13 protein-coding genes are annotated in these 17643 nt (G+C 59.8%); 11 read left to right on the top strand and 2 right to left on the bottom strand.

The window, feature by feature from the left end:
* The first annotated feature begins 15 nt into the window (after positions 1 to 15).
* The gene (locus ACJ5NV_RS15265) at positions 16 to 579 is read left to right on the top strand and encodes a hypothetical protein (protein ID WP_411645073.1); all 564 of its coding nucleotides are present in this window, start codon (positions 16 to 18) and stop codon (positions 577 to 579) included.
* Positions 580 to 588: 9 nt separating this feature from the next.
* On the opposite strand, the gene ACJ5NV_RS15260 is transcribed toward ACJ5NV_RS15265, so the two are convergent.
* Complete coding sequence (locus tag ACJ5NV_RS15260; RefSeq protein ID WP_411645071.1) at positions 589 to 1053, bottom strand: DUF4231 domain-containing protein; 465 nt, start codon at positions 1051 to 1053, stop codon at positions 589 to 591.
* 33 nt (positions 1054 to 1086) lie between these two features.
* Positions 1087 to 2385: an OmpP1/FadL family transporter gene (locus ACJ5NV_RS15255; protein WP_411645069.1), complete on the bottom strand. Its 1299-nt coding sequence runs from the start codon at positions 2383 to 2385 to the stop codon at positions 1087 to 1089.
* Between the two features lie 348 nt (positions 2386 to 2733).
* Here ACJ5NV_RS15255 and ACJ5NV_RS15250 point away from each other — a divergent pair, with 348 nt between their 5' ends.
* From ACJ5NV_RS15250 to ACJ5NV_RS15205, 10 genes are all read left to right on the top strand, one after another.
* Entirely contained in the window at positions 2734 to 3930 is a 1197-nt protein-coding gene (locus ACJ5NV_RS15250) for a type 2 periplasmic-binding domain-containing protein (protein ID WP_411645067.1), read from the top strand.
* Complete coding sequence (locus tag ACJ5NV_RS15245; protein ID WP_411645066.1) at positions 3927 to 4844, top strand: hypothetical protein; 918 nt, start codon at positions 3927 to 3929, stop codon at positions 4842 to 4844. Before ACJ5NV_RS15250 ends, ACJ5NV_RS15245 begins: the two co-directional genes overlap by 4 nt.
* Positions 4841 to 5527, top strand: a complete 687-nt coding sequence (locus tag ACJ5NV_RS15240) for a class I SAM-dependent methyltransferase (protein ID WP_411645064.1) — start codon at positions 4841 to 4843, stop codon at positions 5525 to 5527. Before ACJ5NV_RS15245 ends, ACJ5NV_RS15240 begins: the two co-directional genes overlap by 4 nt.
* Entirely contained in the window at positions 5520 to 7439 is a 1920-nt protein-coding gene (locus ACJ5NV_RS15235) for an SLC13 family permease (RefSeq protein WP_411645062.1), read from the top strand. Before ACJ5NV_RS15240 ends, ACJ5NV_RS15235 begins: the two co-directional genes overlap by 8 nt.
* Entirely contained in the window at positions 7439 to 8482 is a 1044-nt protein-coding gene (locus ACJ5NV_RS15230; protein WP_411645061.1) for an ABC transporter substrate-binding protein, read from the top strand. The genes ACJ5NV_RS15235 and ACJ5NV_RS15230 overlap by 1 nt, the downstream gene beginning before the upstream one ends.
* A 31-nt stretch (positions 8483 to 8513) precedes the next feature.
* A complete protein-coding gene (locus ACJ5NV_RS15225) occupies positions 8514 to 12308 on the top strand; it encodes an nSTAND1 domain-containing NTPase (protein ID WP_411645059.1) in 3795 nt (1264 codons plus the stop codon).
* Positions 12309 to 12471: 163 nt separating this feature from the next.
* Positions 12472 to 13158 carry a hypothetical protein gene (locus ACJ5NV_RS15220; RefSeq protein ID WP_411645057.1) on the top strand — a complete coding sequence of 229 codons (687 nt, stop codon included), beginning with the start codon at positions 12472 to 12474 and terminating at the stop codon, positions 13156 to 13158.
* Positions 13151 to 14176: a hypothetical protein gene (locus tag ACJ5NV_RS15215; RefSeq protein WP_411645055.1), complete on the top strand. Its 1026-nt coding sequence runs from the start codon at positions 13151 to 13153 to the stop codon at positions 14174 to 14176. The genes ACJ5NV_RS15220 and ACJ5NV_RS15215 overlap by 8 nt, the downstream gene beginning before the upstream one ends.
* Entirely contained in the window at positions 14173 to 15864 is a 1692-nt protein-coding gene (locus ACJ5NV_RS15210) for a Dyp-type peroxidase (RefSeq protein ID WP_411645054.1), read from the top strand. The genes ACJ5NV_RS15215 and ACJ5NV_RS15210 overlap by 4 nt, the downstream gene beginning before the upstream one ends.
* 1 nt (position 15865) lies before the next feature.
* Positions 15866 to 17215 (top strand): cytochrome P450, encoded by a 1350-nt coding sequence (locus ACJ5NV_RS15205; protein WP_411645052.1) that lies wholly within the window; start codon positions 15866 to 15868, stop codon positions 17213 to 17215.
* The last annotated feature ends 428 nt before the right edge of the window (positions 17216 to 17643 follow it).

The following is a 17643-nucleotide window of genomic DNA, read 5'->3' as shown; positions in this document are numbered from 1 at the left end:
AAGAAGGCTATGCCAATGACTGAACCTGCCAAGACCGTGCTGTTTAGCGGCCATATGACTGATGCGCCGGACCGCACAGCCCCGCGCTTTCCAGCTGATAAGGTATTGCAGGCGCAAGATGCGATTAGCGCGATTTTGCGCAAATGGGGCGTTAGATCGGGGGACTTGTGCATCTGTGGCGGTGCGCGGGGTGGTGATATTCTTTTTGCCGAGGCCTGTCTGGAATTGGGCGCCCGATTGGAGATCGTGCTGGCGCTGCCGGTCGATGCCTTCCTTGAAACATCTGTTCAAGGCGAGCCCGAATTGAACTGGCCCGCACGTTTTGAACGGCTGTTGGCATACGCTCATGTCGTGCCCGCCACACCAACTGACCCGTATAAGAGCCCTTTTGCCGACTGTAACGCGCGCATGATCGCGCGCGCGTTTAAGGCGAGCCAAAGCCCGGGGCAGGGGACACTGCATATGCTGTTACTATGGGACGGCAAGGGTGGCGACGGCCCCGGGGGGACCGCTGATTTCGCCCGTCGCGGCGATGCAGCAGGCGCACAGGTGCACATCATTGACCCAGCCAACATGTAGGGGTACGCATTAGGACGCCGCCTTGGCGCGCGCCGCAGCGTCGTGTTTGACCCCAGCACGCATCGCTGTCGCCCAGCCCGATGTCTCGGAAGATAAAATGGCCTCGGTCCGTTCGACGAGCCGTTCGAACCTCTCCTCGTCGTCATGATAGGGTCCAGTTCCGGCGAGGTAGAGATACTTTTCTTGACTGAGGGTCTCAGCCACAGCGCGGTATTCGGTCCAGGTTTCTTGGAAGCGGAAAAGCCCCATCATCCCGGCTAGCACCGCCACCAGCACCCCCAGCGCGCCCACTACCACGGTGATTGCGGGGTGCCTGTCGGTGAGCCCGGCCAGAAAGGGGATGGTGGCGGCGGCGATGATTTCAAAGAGCCGCAACCGCTTATAGCTGGCTTGAGCGGCGGCGCTTTTGCGATCGTACCAGTTGATCTGATTGCTGAGTCGTTGCTCAAGGTATTCGTCTTCGCGCGTCGTCATAGGCTCTCCCGACCGTGCTCAACCCGCCTATGCCTAAAAAGTGTGGATGTACTGCACCATGAAGATATCGGCATCGATCTTGATGTCGCCGTTCAACGCGCCGCGGTTTGGGTTCGTATCGTTCGTCAGCGCAATGCGGGCATCGTCAAAGAAGGTGTGTGCATAGCCCAGCTTGAGGGTGCTGCTCGGTGTGAACTGATGCGACAATCCCAGTCCTACGTAATACCGGTCAGCATTAGGCGCACGGGGGTTGCGGACCTCGGTGGGGGTCGGTGTCTGGTCATAGGCCACCCCGCTGAAGATCTTCGTGCGCGGCGTGACCTTATAGCCCGCACCGATGGCCACATACCAGGCGTCGTCCCAGTCATTGCGCACCGTCAGCGTGCCCAGGTTCGAGGTTGTGATCACTGTGTCCGTGAATTCGCTCCACCCGGTCAGGGTGGCTGAGCCAAAAAGTTCTAGCTTGTCGGTCGCCTGGCCATGGGCACCCAATTGCAGCATCCAGGGTGTCGAGATCGCGTAATCGGCGCTGCCGGTCGTGGCGACGCCGAAGCCGGCAAGCGTCGCAGCAGGGCCTGAAAGCTGCACTTCGCCGTCAAAGTCATGTTCGATCGCGCTGCGGTAAGAAGCACCCAGCCGTAGCCAGTCGTTGGCCTGATACTCGACCCCCAGCGACGCGCCGAAGGCCAGTTTGTCTCCAGTAAACTCTGCCGAGGCATCGGTGGTGCGGTCGGGTGCATTCGGATTAGCAGGAAGGTTCGTAGCGAAGGTCGAAGCATAATATTGGACGTTCAATGCCGTCGCCACACTTAGCTTGTCATTAATCTTGTAGGCCAGCATCGGACTGAGTGTGTAAGCGGTCAACTCTGTCGTGGTCGCGGTATAGCGCGAGGCCGCCGTATCAGTATAGTCCGAAGCTGTGGCCCAAGGCGCGTTAAAGGACAGCCCTGCATAGAGCCGGTCGTTGATATTACGCGAGATGTACCAGTAGCCTGATACCGTTGTATCTAGGAACTGGGTGGGTACCGCCGGATCGCCATCGGTTACTGGCGTACCAGACGACGTGGTGGCGGTGAGATTCTCAAAGCTGTCGGTGGGAAGGATTAGCGTCACTCCAGCCGAAACGTGCCAACCATCGAACCGGGCAAGCGAGGCCGGGTTGGAAAAGATCGCCGACACATCGTCAATGGCAGCGCCATTGGCCGCATAGGCGGTGCCCATGCCTGTCGCGCTTTGATGCAGGTTCTGATATCCGTTGGCGGCGACAGATGCTGGGATGAAGGTGGCGGTCAGCCCTCCCAGAAAAATCTGCCTGTAGTTAGGTTTGGGCATGTCCAGTGTCCTTCCTTCCGCAGTTGAGAGGCTAACGGCGGTGCTAACCCGCCTTTCTTTCACATGACCTTAAGTCAAGCTAACCCGGATATGACGAAGCCTGTCAATCTTGGGCTGTAATTGATGCTGCAAATGCAAGCCCTTATGTTGGCGCTGAAATTGACTTGGGAACTATTTAATGTATGCACCGCGTCTCATCCGATGCACAATCTAAGAACGAATATACTTGACCTATTTCAATTTTTACAAGAGTCTTATGAAAATATAAAAGCTTAAACTGATTAAACCGGGCCGGACTAGCAACTTGGATGGATGTGTTTGCCCAGATCGCTGCGGATGAGACCAGCTTTGAATGCCTTCAGGCGCACCCTTTCGCCGTTCCTTTGTCGGGCCCAGCACGCGGGGGCGCTGGGTTTTTTTGTTTGCTGTACCGCTGCCATCGCCACCTCGGCTATCGCCGATGCCGAAACCGTGCCCTATCTGTGCGATGCATCACCAGTGCCGCGCCCCGCAGATTTTCCAGACCAGCCGATCAATATCCTGATCCCGCGCGGCGCAATGTCGGGCGCCCTGCCGCTAAGCCAGCAAATCGCACAGGCCATAGCCGGTTTGACAGACCCACAAGGCGAGCCTTTAGGTATCGAGGTGAACCTTCTGTTCAAGTCCGACGGCAACCTGAGCGCCGCGCTGGAATTCTTCCACAGCTTGCCGCCCAACGGCTACAATATCATCCAGTTAAACGACAACTATGCCAGCTTTCTGGCTGAAACAGGGGGCGACAGCGCACCGTTGGTACCGCTGAGCCTGTCGCAGATTACGCCCAGCCAGATCTATATTCGCAGCGATGACGCCCGCTATAGCTCACTGGCCGAGTTCGTCGCCTATGCCCGCACCTCGGGCGCTCCTACCCAGATCATCGCCAACTTCGGCGAGGCGGGCGGCCCCCCAGGTCTTGAAGACTTCCTGATTGGTCATTTCATTGCTGCCAACGATCTGACGGCTAAGGTCGACCCCGGGGTCGAGGGCGAGGCCGCCGCTCCGCTAAGCATCGTTGGCTTCGAGAGTGGGCCAGAGCGCTATTTCTCGCTGTTCCGGCCCGAGGACGACCCCGCCCGCTCGGACCTTTTGATCGAACAGCCCGGCGATATCGCCCGCCTGCTGGAAGGCGGTCTTCTGAAGCCCATCTTCACACTGCTACCCGAGCGCTATGTCACGGCCAAGTTCCGCGACCGGCTGGGCGATACCGCTGCCTTCGACAATGGCGCAGTTACGCAATGCGGACCTTTCTTTCGCTATCGCGGGTTCTTCGTACCGCATGGCCTGCCCGAGGAGCGGCGGCGCTATCTTGCGTGGCTGTTCACACGCGCCTTTGACGCAGCGGGGTTCCAGGATTTTAACCGCGCGCTCTACATGGATGTGCTTTACGATGACCCAGAGGTGATCGCGCGCTATTGCTCGGCTGAGGCAGCAGATCAGCTCTTTGAGACCAGCCTGCAGCTTTACCGCGACTGCATACCTGCACGCGGCGCTGGGGTAAGACAATGATGCGGGCAGCGGCACAGGGTGGACCGACCGCGCCCTCGGAGATGGACTTAGCGCTGTTTGGTGGCGCGCCCGATACTGCCGAACGCCGGGCACGCGCCGCGCTGTGCCCGCGCCTTTTGGCACTGTTCGAGGCGCGGATGACACACCTTGGGATCGCGACCCCTGATACCGCCTTTCTGACGGAACTCGCCCTGCCGCTGATGCGCTATCTAACACCGCGCATCGAAGACCGCGCGCGCCCCTTTGTCATCGGCCTGGCAGGCGGGCCCGGCGCGGGCAAGACGACGCTAAGCGCCCTATTGGCCGACCTGCTGCCGGCGAGTGTCGCGCCCACGCCGCGATGCCTGAGCCTGTCCATCGACGACTTTTACTATAGCGCCGAAGTACGCGCGCACCGCGGTCTGCCTTGGCGTACCCTGCCAGGCAGCCATGACACGGACCGCATCGCCCAGGTTCTGAGTGAGATCGACCGGAGCGCGGCGCCACTTCACATACCGCGCTATGATCTGGGCAGTGACGCTCCGCTGCCCGATGAAGTACTTGAGCAGCCCCCCGACATCTGCGTCTTCGACGGGGCGATGATCGGATCACGCCTGCCCGGATATGACGTGCTGGCGCGGCGTCTTGATATGCTGGTTTATCTGGACGTACCGCTGCCACTATTGAAAGAGTGGCGTTTTGCCCGTGAGGCGCGGCTGCGCGCCAGCAGCCAGGGCCGGTTGGGCTATGAGCCCGCCAAGATGCAAGCCTTTTGGGACGAGGCGCTGGCGCCTAGCGTCATCCATCATGTGCGCGTCAACATGGTCGATGCCGATCTCGTGATCGAACTGCGCGAGGGGCGCCGTCTGGTCGGCGCGCGTCTGCAAGGGCAAAGTGGGCCCGAGCCCGGGATTGAGCGGGCGCACCCAATATGACAGAGTCAGGGCTACAGAGTCAGGCAGAGTTGGTCGCGCAGGTGGAGGCGCTGCTACGGCAGGGCAAAAACGTCTACCAGCCGCTTTACAACTACCCCCACGGCCAGAGCATCCCGCCGCTTCGGCGCTGCGACGACCGCTGCGCGGCGGTTCATGCCGCCTTAGGTCCCGATATCACAGGGAAGCGCCTTTTGGATGTGGGCTGCTCGCTGGGGTACAACACACTCTATTTCGTAGATCGCGGCATGGTGGGCCACGGCATCGACATCCTAGAGCGCAACGTCGCGTTGTGCCGTATGATGCAGTGCTTCACACCGGGCGAGGTGCGTTTCGAGCAGGCTGCGCTAACCCACAGCTTGGTTGATGATATCGCGCCGGGCACCTATGACGTAGCCTTCTTCTTCAGTGTGTTGCACCATATCATAGAGACCCACGGCCTAACCCATGTGCAGGAACTGATGCGCACGGTGCTAGAGAAAATCCCGGTGATCTTCGTCGAACTGGCATTGCGATCCGAGACCCCGCCGCCGGGCTATACTTGGGACGCGCATCTGCCCGAAAACGCGCTGACGCTGTTTGAGACATGCGGGGCGTCCGAGATCACGCTGATCGGGCACTTCCCAACCCATGTGGGGCCGGTGACGCGGCCGCTTTACCGCATTACGGTGCGCGCCGATGGCTAGGGTGGTAGGACAGGCGCAAGACGTGGCGCAGGGACCAGAACCGGGACAGGACGCGCCGCTACACGTGTCTTCAAAGATGCTGATAGACGACCCGATTCTCGGGCAAGTGCCGGGGATACGCTTGGCGAGCCTTCTGGCCCATGCCACGCGGCGACACCTGAGCGCTGGCGAGACGCTTTATAGCGCGGGCGAGCCGGCTGCCGCCGTCTATCTTTTACAGAGCGGCACGCTGCGGCTAGAAGACGGTGCGCCAGAAAAGGGGCGCACTGCCGAACGGGCGAGTGGCCCAATTGGCGCAGAGGCGCTGTTGGGCGCGACACGCTACTCTGACACTGCACGCGCCGTGCAGGACGCTGATCTGATCGCCCTACCAGCCCGGGTACTTGCCGACCTGACCGCAGAGCACACGCCCGTGCGCGAGGCCTTTTTCAATGCTTATGCTGCGCGCTTCGAAACGGATTGCATCGCCGAGCCCCACCGCGATGCGCTGTCCGAACCAACGGCAAAGGGCGCAGCGCGGGACACGTTTGGCTGGCTCTTGGCGATCGCAGCGCCCATTGCTGTCTATTTGCTGGTCCCGTCGCTGAACCTCGGCCCTGAAGGGACGGATTTTTTGGCCATCCTGGCCGTCAGCGTCTGTATGTGGTTGTTTACCCCGCTGCCGGAATATGTACCGCCGCTTTTTGCTGCATTGGCGGTTATCCTACTGGAAGTGGCTACCCCGGAAGAAGCGCTGTCGGGCTTTCGATCCGAGAGCTTTTTTATGTGCCTGAGTGTCTTTGGGCTGGGCGCAGTAATGATGTCATCAGGTCTGACCTACCGGCTGGCGTTGTGGCTGCTGGTCAAAGCACCACCTACGCAGCTCGGCTATAACGCCAGCCTCTTTGGGCTGGGTGCGTTACTGTCACCCATCATACCTTCCGTCGTTGGACGGGTCAGCATTGTTGCGCCCGTGCTGATCGAGTTGATCGGGATTTCAGAGGCAGGCGATAGGGACCGCTATGCCAATCGGCTGATCTATAGCCTGCTTGCGGGCGCCGCGCTGCTGGTGCCAATCTTCCTGACTGCCTCGGTGCCCAATTTGATCGTCTATGGCCTGCTGGACCCGCAGACCAAATTCGCCTTTGATTGGGGGTCGTGGTTCTGGGCGGCCTCGGTCTATGGTGTGCTAATGCTTGTGGCCTTCATGCTGGTCTCGGCAGTGATCTTTCGCGGCGCGCGGCGCTTTTCGGTGCCCAAACATATTCTACGCGAACAGCAACGAATGCTAGGGCCGATCAAGTCCGCCGAATGGGTGGTGGCACTGGCCGTACTTGCCATGGCGGCGGGCATTCTCACCGAGACGCTGCACCGGGTGGATTTCCCTTGGGTGGCGCTGGCCGTTTTCGTGACACTGATGCTGTTGGGCTCGCTGGGCCGCGATAGCCTCCGCGGCCAGATCGACTGGCCCGTACTTGTCTATATCGGTGCTATCGTGGGCTGGGTATCCATCGCGTATTCTGTGGGGCTCGACAGCTTTGTTATCGCCAATTTGTCTTGGCTGGGTGACTATATGCAGGATGATCTGCCGCTGTTTTTAATACTGGTTGCGGCCGTAATCCTGACCGTCAGGCTGGCCCTGCCGACCGGCGTCACAGTCGTGCTGATGGCGACAGCACTGTTCCCATTGGCCGACGATCAGGGCATGTCCATGTGGGTCGTGGGATTTATCATCCTGGCGATGTCGGACACTTTCATCTTTCCCTACCAAAGCTCTTACTTTCTGAAACTGCGTAATGATATGGCGGCCTGCGGGCTTGAGCAGGTTTGCGACGCGCGCCGCATGGTTGCGGCCAATTTGCTGCTCATCGCCCTACGAATAGGCGCGCTTTACGCTTGCCTGTTCTTCTGGTCCTGGCTGGATCTGATCTGATGGTGTGGCAAGGCCTTAGAATAGCGGCGGTTCTGGCCTTTTTGCTGGCCTTCTTCACGGTGGTCTACATCCAGCGCAGCCAGATGGGGAGCGTGCTGGTCATTCACAGCTATAACACCGATTACGACTGGGTTGTGGCAATCAACGAGGGCCTTGAACGGGAGTTTGAGACACGACGTGATGTGGCAGTGCTCTATCACTATATGGATCTCAAGAATCACACTGACGCAGATTTTCGCCGCACTGCCACCAACCTCGCCAATCGCGCTATCGACGAGGCGCAACCCGATGTGCTGGTCCTGTTTGACGATGTGGCACAGCAACTGGTGGGTATGCACTATGCCGGGGACGAGACTGAGATCGCAGTGGTCTATGGCGGCGTCAACGCCGAGCCGGAAGTCTACTATGGGAACAATCCCAACGTCACCGGTATTTTGGAGCGCAAGCCGCTGCTTGCCATTCGCGAAACCCTGCTGGCCATGGGCACCACCCTGCCCCCACGGGATGGCCCCATGCAGGTTCAGTTCATTGGCGATCTATCGGCCTCGATCACCGCCGAAATCCCCTTTTTTGAAACCATTGACTGGGCACCGCTGGTTTGGCTGCCCCCTGTCCAGGTCGAGACCTTCAATGCTTGGCAGGCCGCGGTTGCGCGCGCCGAACAAGAGGCGGATATTTTGCTGCTGACCAACTATCAGCAAGTGCGCGCTGCCCCCGGGGAGGCGTTTGTGCGGCCCGCCGCGCAGGTCATGCAGTGGACCGAGGCCAACGCCGCTGTGCCGGTGCTGGGCCTCGGCTGGACCAATGGGCAGGACGGGGCGATGCTGACTGTGTCTTCTTCGCCATTCGAGCAGGGCGAGATCGCTGCGCGTATGGCGCTGGCGATCATCGACGGGGCGGCACCTGCTGCCTTGGCGGTACGTCTGCCCGAACAGTTCTTGGTGCATCTCTGCAAGACCGCGCTTGATCGCCGCGGCATAGCTGTGCCCGATTTCTATGAAGCTTTCGCGCGCGCCACCGACAACTTCTACGAAGACTGTTGAACATGGCAGTTACGGTAATCCGGATACCAAGATGAGCACAATCTTCATCAGCCACAGTTCGAAAGACAACGTCGCTGCCGAAGAATTGCGCCGCAAACTTGAGCAAGACGCCAAGCACAGCTGTGTGTTCCTTGATTTCGACCCCACGCAGGGCATCGAGGCTGGCCGCAGCTGGGAACGCACGCTTTATCGCAAGCTGCGTGCCTGCCGCGTGGTCATCGCCCTCTGCACCGATGCCTACCTGCAATCGGAATGGTGCTTTGCCGAGATCGCTCTCGCGCGAATGGAGGGCAAGACCATCATCACCCTGTTCTGCGAGGGTTATACCGGGACCATTCAGCTGCCCTCGATTCTAGAGGAGAAGCAATATATCGACCTGCGCCGTGACAAGCCTGAGGGCTACCAGCGGCTGTGGCACCGGCTGGATCGGATGGACGTGTTGGGGCTGTCGGGCGATTGGGACCCGCGCGAGTGCCCCTATCCCGGCCTGTCGCCCTATGAAGAACGGCACGCCGCCGTCTTCTTCGGGCGCGAGGCCGAGATCCGCGCAGGTCTGGCCTTATTGGATCGGGGCGCGCCGGGGTTGATCATGGTGCTCGGCGCTTCGGGCAGTGGCAAGTCGTCCTTCACGCGCGCTGGTCTGTTGCCACGCCTGCGCAAACAGGATGACCACTGGATCGTGGTTGACCCGTTCCGACCCGGCCACGACCCTTATGGCGCCTTGGCGCAGACCCTGGCCAAGCGGCTGCGCGCGGACACCGAAGAGGACGCACCAACCGCCGTGAGGGCCTGGCGCGCCGCGCTGGAGGCCTGGACGCCTGCGCCACCTTCTGGGGACGCAGGCCCAACCGTCCCAGACGGCATACAGAAACCATCAAAAGAGACCGATAAATCCACGCCGGAGCCCCCGAGCCCGACAGCGGCGGACAGCGGCTTGTTGCGGTTGGTGGCCTTGCTTGAGACGCTGCGCGAGGAAAAACGCGACAATGCCGACCCGCAGTTACGCTCTTTCCTTGATTGGAGCTTGGAGGATCTGCGCCAGATCTGTGGGGTCGGCACGCCGAGCGGACGGCCTCCCCCGGCGACCCCGCTGATCGACGCCGCCGAGCGGTTGCGCGAGACCACCGCGCGCCCCGACGCCCGCGTGCTGTTGGTCATCGACCAGTTCGAAGAGCTTTTGGCCGACAGTGATCGGGACGGCGGTGTGCAGGCGCTGCGCTTTCTGCGGCTATTACAGGCCTCGCTTGAGGTGCCGGACACCCCGCTGATGGTCTTCGTGACGATGCGCTCGGACTTCTTCGACGCATTTCAGCAGCTTAACGCCAAGCTGGAGATGGACTTTGAGACGATGTCACTGGGGCCGCTTTCGGTGGCGGGCATTCAGAAGGCCATCGAAGCACCCGCGCAACTGGGCGCAGTGACGCTGGAGACTGGGCTTGTGCGCCAAATCCTCGACGACGCCGCCTCGCCTGATGCGCTGCCGCTCGTTGCCTATATGCTGTGGCTGCTCTGGCAAAAATGCCATGAACAAGGCACTTTGACGGTGGAAGCCTATCAAAGCCTGGGTGGCGTGGTTGGCGCGCTCTCAACCGAGGCGCAGGCGGTGCTGAACCGGGCGCAGAAGCTGGGCAAGGCAGACGCATTACGGCGCGCCTTTCTGCAGATGGTAAGACTGGGGGAAGATGGGCACTATACCCGCGAGCCCGCGGCTTGGGATTCAGAGTTGCTGCGTCCGGTGCACGACCAGCTTGATACCCTGCGCAGACGGCGCCTGCTGATCCCCCGGATCGAAAACGGCACCGAGATGGTCGAGGTCGCACATGAGGCGCTGTTCCGGCATTGGACGTCGTTACGGCAATGGATCGATGAAGAGCGCGCGACCTTCCTGTTACGCCAGCAACTGACAGCGGCAGCCAATGCCTGGGCCGACGGCGGGCGGATCCCCGACGATCTGTGGCGCGGCGTCCGGCTGGCTCAGGCGGTGGATCTGTGGCAGTCGGGCGGCCTTGATTCCGATGACGCGCGCGTGCGTCGTGCCCGGTCGTTCATCAAGGCGAGCGAGGCGTCACGCAAGCGGCAGCTATGGCGGCGGCGCATCACCGTTGCGGGCGTGCTGCTACTGCTGTCGACTTTCCTTGGCTATGCGCTGATCGAGGAAAGCGAGGTCACAGCACTGCAGCGTGACTCTTGGGCCCGAGACATGGCTATGCAGGCCAATAGCTTGCTGCAAACCGACCCCCGGCAAAGTGTGGAATTGGCCCAGCGTGCGGTTTGCGTCAACCAAGCCTTCGATGGGCCAGTTCTGCCCCGTGCGCAGCTTGCCCTTAATAACGCGGTGAATGCACTGCAAAAAGAGCGTTTCCTGACCGGCCACCAAGGGCCTGTCACGCAGGCGCGTTTCCTGGCCGGTGACAGTCTGCGGCTGGTCTCGGTCGGACATGACCGGCAAATGCTGCTTTGGGCGCTGCCCGATGAGACTGCGCCCGATTGCGCTGGTGTTCCTGCGCCGCGTGCTCTTGGGGTGGGCACCCGGCTGATCGGCACCGAAGCGACGCGCCCGCTGCTGGTGACGGCGGCGATTGGCTCAGGCCTCAGCCTTTATGACGCAGGTGATGCCACCCGCGACCCGACGCTGCGTCTGGCGATCCCCAGCACGGCGGAGGCCACGGTGCTCGCGCTCTCGTCTGGGGGCGACCAGTTGGCCTTCGGCACTGGCCAAGGACAGGTCACGGTAGTGCCCATCTCAGGCAGCGCTGAGGGGCGACAGCTCGTTGCTCAGGGTGGCCCGGTGGCCGCACTGGCTTTCAGCGATGGGGGGCAACTTTTAGCCAGCGCGGGCTGGGACGGGCCCGTGCATCTGAGCGACCCTGACACGGGTGAACTGATCGCCGCACTGGAGGGGCACCGCGAAGCCGTCACTACCCTCACCTTCACGGGTGATCACTTGGCTAGCGGCGATTGGGCTGGCGAGATACGGCTCTGGCAAGTGCCCAGCGGCGCACAAATCTTCCGCCTGACCCATGATGCCGCCGTATCGGCACTGGCCGTCGTGCCCCGCGCTGATTCCGCGCCCGCCCTGGCCAGCGCCAGCTGGGACGGCACCGTACGGTTGTGGGACGTCGCCACCGGCGCGCTGTTGGCCAAGTTGGAGCACGGCGCGCCCGTCGCCGCACTGGCGGTGACGGCCACCCCTACGCTGCGGTTGGCCGCAGGCACTTGGGATGGCTCTGTGCATCTATGGGAACTTGAGGGCGCGCCCCTTGCGGCCACCCGCCGCCGCACCCTGACCCGTCACAACGCCCCAGTGAACGATTTGACCTTTTCGCCTGACGGCGAGCTGCTGGCCAGCGCCAGCGATGATCGCCGCATCGCCATCTCGCCCTTGGTTGAACGGCAGCACAGCTATGCTTGGCGTAACGGAATGGATGTACTGCCGCTTGATGGCGCGCGCAGCTGGGTCGCGATTCTCAAGGGCGCAGAGGTCGAGCTGCGGGACAGCACCTCGGGCATGCTGCATCAGCGGGTTGTGGGTTTTTCCGGCACCGTCCGCAACATCGCCTTTAGCAGCGACGGCACGCAGAAGCTCGGCATCTTGGCCGACGCGCTTTACGAGTACCGGCTTGATCCAGACGACCTGATGCAATGCGCTGATCTTTTGACAGGGCAGCAAAGCCTGCCGCCTGAGCCTGCCGTCACACTGGAAGCGCGCTGCGCAGACTTCTCCTATGACGCCGATTTCCGCAGCATTCTCGGAACGCTGCGGAGCCTGTCAGACAATCTGTGGCGCCGCGCGCAGGCCATCCTGGGTGACGGGGTGCCAGATTGAGCAGTCTGGGCGTCCATGTTTGCAACAGAGGCAGCGCCTTAATGCAAGAAAACAGAAATACCTTTTGACAAAAGCCGAGTCGATGCGGCTTCATGCACGCATAACGAGAAATACCCCTGCCAGCATATTACTGGGAAACCGGGGGCAAAATTTGGAGGTCACCATGTCGAACCTCGCTGGCAAAGCTTATGCAATGAATGTCATAACACCGAGCAAGCCGTACCGGACCTGGGCCAACAGACTTATCTTCATGGCATCACGGGGGTTGCCCGCCCGACTGAAGGGGCTTTTGGGTCTATCAATTATCCACTTTGCCCGCTGGGTCATCATAAAGCGCGACCAGTGGCCAGATCTTGGCCAGGGCAAGCCTCAACTACAGAACGACTACATGCTGTTCTGCTCGAACTTCAATGGCACATGGGACCAATATATCGACGCGTTCTCGGACGGCATTCCCAACGGGCTGAACATGTTCTGGTATTCGGCCACGAAATACCCGCTGTCGATCCCCGTGACAGGCTTCAAGACATACATCACCCACAACCAAGTCAACACAGACTATTACTACAATGCCACGCCAGGGTCTGCGCAGCGCGATGTAAAAGCCGGGCTGCGGGTCTATGATGCAGTGCTAGAGCTGGAGAAGGCTTATGCCGAGGGACCAGAGGTCTTCGCCACAGCCTATCGCGCAGCCCTGCTAAAAACACAGAATGATCTAGGCGAGCCAGGTTTCGGCCCCGTCGCAAGCCTGGACACAGAGCGCGCCGACGTAAACCGCGAGGCCTATGTAAACAGGGCGCAACAAAAATTTGACCAGACACGCGCCGAAGGAGAGACACCTGATGCCTGATCTTGACACCGGTCACCTGTTTCTGAACTTCCTCGTCCCGATCCGCGAGGGAGCGCCCGTCAATTCGCCCACCTCTTACGAACAGAACGTGCGCATCGAACTTGCCAAGCTGCCGCCGCCGCACCAGTCGCCTGCTACCATTAACGCGAAGTATAACAGTCCGTTTTCGCGCAACCTGCGCACCCATCTAGTGCGCATGTTCGTGCTGAATGATGTTGTCTATAACGGGCGGAACTGGATGAACCCGCTGATCGACGTGGCACGGGGCATCGACACGGTGAACCCCAACCCGATGGACCAGTTAAATTGTTCCTATCTGGTTTTCGCCGCCGATATTGACGCCATTGAAAAGGACGGCGACCCGCTGCCCAAGACGCTTAGTCCAGAGGCGCAAAAGAAGGTTCGATTAGCTTATGCGGCGCTGCTCTGGGAAACAATGGAGGCTGAGCTTCAAGCGATCTTTTGCAATTGCGTAGGTTTTTCTGACAATGTCACTGATGAAAAGAGCTTCGGCCGCTATCTTGAACGTTGCCATATTGAAACCACTATGCCCTTTCATGATTACTACCTGAAGCTGCCCAAGTTTAACAACTTGCCGGTGGTCCCGCTGGCAGCAGCCATCGCGATCCCGGCGCTTTTCACGCTGACCGCATTGGCGGCGCGTATCTTTGGGCATTTTACACTTTGGGGGTATAATACCCTTACTCTAACAGCCTTGGGTGCTGTAATTACCGCAGTGGCGGCCTTTGGCGCATATCGTTTTGTCATCGTCAATGGCAACAAGCCGCTCGCACCGGGTGAGTATGACGACCTACCCTCGGTGCTAAAGGGCCTTTATGTGCAGCAAGCCTTCGCGGACTTTACGATCGAGGCCCAAGGCAAGAGCGCCACGGATTTGCACGACGCTTTCGGTGTCTTCCTGAAGACCCACGCACCATCGAACCGCAACGCCCCGACGCAACCGCCAGCGGTGACCTGCTCCCTGCGCAACCCTGGCGAAAGGGGTGCTGTGTCATGACCCAGATCCTGAACCTGAGCGATATCCAAGGCAATGTCACGCGCGCCTATGGCCGCTTCAGCTTTCCCTTTGCACGTTACTTCTTTTTCCGTATCCGCAAGGCTCAAGCGGGGCGCGACTTCGTCGAGGCGGTGCGCCAGAAGGTGACCACCTCTGCCCGCTGGAGCACGGAGGAAGAAAAGCCGCGTTGCACCACGAATATAGGATTCACTTTCATGGGGCTTTATTCGCTGGAGGTGCCGATCCGTACGCTACAGGGTATGCCAACGGTCTTTTCTGGCGGGATGCGCGCACGCGCGAGTATGCTGGGTGACCGCGACTCGACGAAAACCGAGGCCGAGGATCCGAACTGGGACAAGGATTGGGATCCTATTTGGCAAGGCAACCGTAAGGTTGGTCTTAACGGCGCCAAGGACGTGCATATCTGGGTGTCGATTAATGCTCAGCCCATATCTGAGCACAGGGTCAACGTTCCGGACCCCGAGTTCGAGGCCCGCACCAACTGGCTGATGGCGCTTGCGGACGATTCAAATGATGGAATTCATCTGATCCGCGAAAATGGCCGCAACGGCGATCTGCCATATCAAGAAGCCTCTGCCATCTTTGACGATTTCGACGGCGCCCTACTGCCCACGCCCAAAGAGCATCTGGGCTTTTCGGATGGTATCGGCGATCCTGTCTTTGAGGGTCAACTTCCTCCAGAAAAGGAAAAGACTGCCGTTCTGGGCCGGGGCAAGCGTGTAAATCGCGAATGGCAGCCGCTTGAAACGGGCGAATTCATCTTGGGTCACCCAGACGAAAGCCAAGAGCTGCCGCCCGCCGCAAGACCGCCAGAGTTCACTTATGACGGCACTTTCATGGCCTATCGCAAGCTGCACGAGAACGTGGGCACCTTTCATGAGGTCATCAACGAAGAGACGGCGCAATTTGCCAAAGCGATGGACATCCCAGTCGAAGAAGCCCGCGACACGCTTCTGGCCAAGATGTGCGGCCGATGGTCGGACGGTGTGCCTTTGACGCTGGTGCCCGACCACGCCGATTGGATTAAATTCGGGCAAGATAAGGGCTGGCGTGACCCAAAGACCGGCGCCATGCTAAAAACGATCCCCGCGTGGAAGGCGCAGCTTGAGTACATACGCTCGCCCGAGGCATCGGATTTTCGGTATGGCGATGATATGGCCGGGTTCAAGTGCCCCGTGGGCTCGCATCTGCGGCGGGTGAATACCCGTGACTATTTAGATCCGCTGAACACTTTGGGCTTCAACGCCAAGACGGGTGAACAGCCCACCAACGCCGATGCTAGTTCGGCACTGAACAAACGGCGGCGAATTCTACGGCGCGGGCTGCCCTATGGGCCGCCGAACTTCGACCACAAGGACGACGAAACCGAGCAGGGCGTTATCATGCTGATCATGGGCACCAGCATCGAGCGCCAATTCGAGTTCGTCCAACAGCAGTGGATCCAATACGGACTGGACTTCAATCAGGGTAACAACACATGCCCGTTGCTGGGCGATCACGCGCATCACAAACGCTTTACGATTGCCTCTCACCCCAGTTCTGGCAAGCCGCCGTATATCATGTCCAAGCTGAAAACCTTTGTGGAGTGCCGCGGCGGCGAGTATTTTTTCATCCCCTCCATGGTAGCGCTGCGGATGCTCGCCATGGGCCTTGTGGACCCGACCTGAGATGTCTCGAATAAAGGATTTCTTTTCCACCATCTGGCACTTTTTGATAACGCTCGTTGAAGGGTTCCAGGCACTGTTCTGGCTGCTCATCAAAGGCACGGGCGTTTTGTCACGTGAGGGCAAGGCAGGATTGCGCGGTTTTTTGACGGCACCATCGACGCAAGTGATGATCTTTCAGTTTATGCGCGGCTTCTGGCCCAACCTATCGCTAGGTCGCAAGCTGATAAAATCCTATGACAATACTGGCACAGCGGTGGTGACCCGGAGGGCCGATGTGCTGGACGTGCTGAACCGTAACGAAGATTTCGAAGTCGTCTATGAGCCGCGGATGCGCAAACTTACAGACGGGGATAACTTTTTTTTGGGCATGCAGCCGGGATGGGATTACACCCGTGACACGTCATCGATGCGGTTGGCCGGGCGTATGACGGATGTGCCTGAGATCGTGCTACCGCGCGCGCAAAAGGTCGCCGCCGAGCGGGTTGCAGCCTCGGGCGGGGTGATCGACCTGCCGCAGGACCTGACGTTACATGTGCCGTGGGACATGACCGCCACATATTTTGGTGTGGGCGGCACCGAGGCCGAGATGCAAGACTGGACCACTACGCTGTTTTGGTACCTCTTTGGTGATTTGGGAGCCGACCCCGACCTAGACGCCAAAGCGATGCGCAACGCGGCAGCGATGCGCGCGTATCTCGATGGGGCTGTGGCCAAACAAAAAGCGTCGCCTGATGGGGCAACCACGATCCTCAGCCGGTGTCTTGCATTGCAGGCCGCTGGTACACCGGGCATGAGCGATCTGGGCATCCGTAATAATTTGCTTGGTATTTTGATCGGCGCGATCCCGACCATATCAAAAGCCAGCTGTTTGGCTTTGGACGAATTGCTCCGCCGCCCCGAAATGTTGCGCCGCACGCAACGCGCAGCAATCGAGGGGGACGATGCCACGATGGCCAACTGCATCTGGGAGGCTTTGCGATTCAACCCCCATAATCCGGTCGTCTATCGCCGCGCACGGCGCAATACGGTGGTTGGCAAAGGCACACTGCGCCAGACCCGCATTGACAAGGGCCAGATGGTTTTCGCCGCCACGCTGTCGGCAATGTTTGACCGCTATGAGATCCCAAATCCTAAATCGTTCCGCACCGACCGGTTGTTCTCGGACTACATCATCTGGGGTTATGGTCTGCACACCTGTTATGGGGCAGCGATCAACGAAGCCGTGATCCCTGCAGTCCTAAAGCCCTTACTGCAGAAAAAGGGGCTGCGGCGGGCCGAGGGTGACAAGGGGCAAATCGACACCGGCGGCACGCCATTTCCGCAGCACTTTCATTGCGTCTTCGACACGTAGTTCATGCAACTTTATTATTTCTCACGTGTTCCGTCAGTTGTGGCGGGACAATTGCTTGCAACGTGGGTTAGAGCGATTTCATTTCGTGTAGGATCCTACCCTGCCTCGCGAAAGTAGTTGCCGCATTCTGAGATCACAGATTTCGCAGAAGGTTTGGCTCAGCCCGTGAATGATCACACCCCAATGCGCCTCAGGTGGGCATTTCGCTTTGAGGCCGCCAAATGACGTTGTCCACTAATCTGAGGCGATCAGATATAGAAGCCATTTGTGTTTCTTTCTATTGATTTGGGTGCGGTTGGGGCCTGCTGAGCGGGACCATTACGGAGCAGGCCGGTTGAGATTGGTGTGCCTTAGAGCGTGTCGCGTGTTTTCAGATTCAGGATTCCCAGATCACGTATGATGTGATTCCCTATGCTTGGCGCAGATAT

Source organism: Loktanella agnita (assembly GCF_046640325.1).
Classification (GTDB): domain Bacteria; phylum Pseudomonadota; class Alphaproteobacteria; order Rhodobacterales; family Rhodobacteraceae; genus Yoonia; species Yoonia agnita.
Note: the sequence above shows the minus strand (reverse complement) of the source record. Positions and strands in the feature narration are given on the sequence as shown.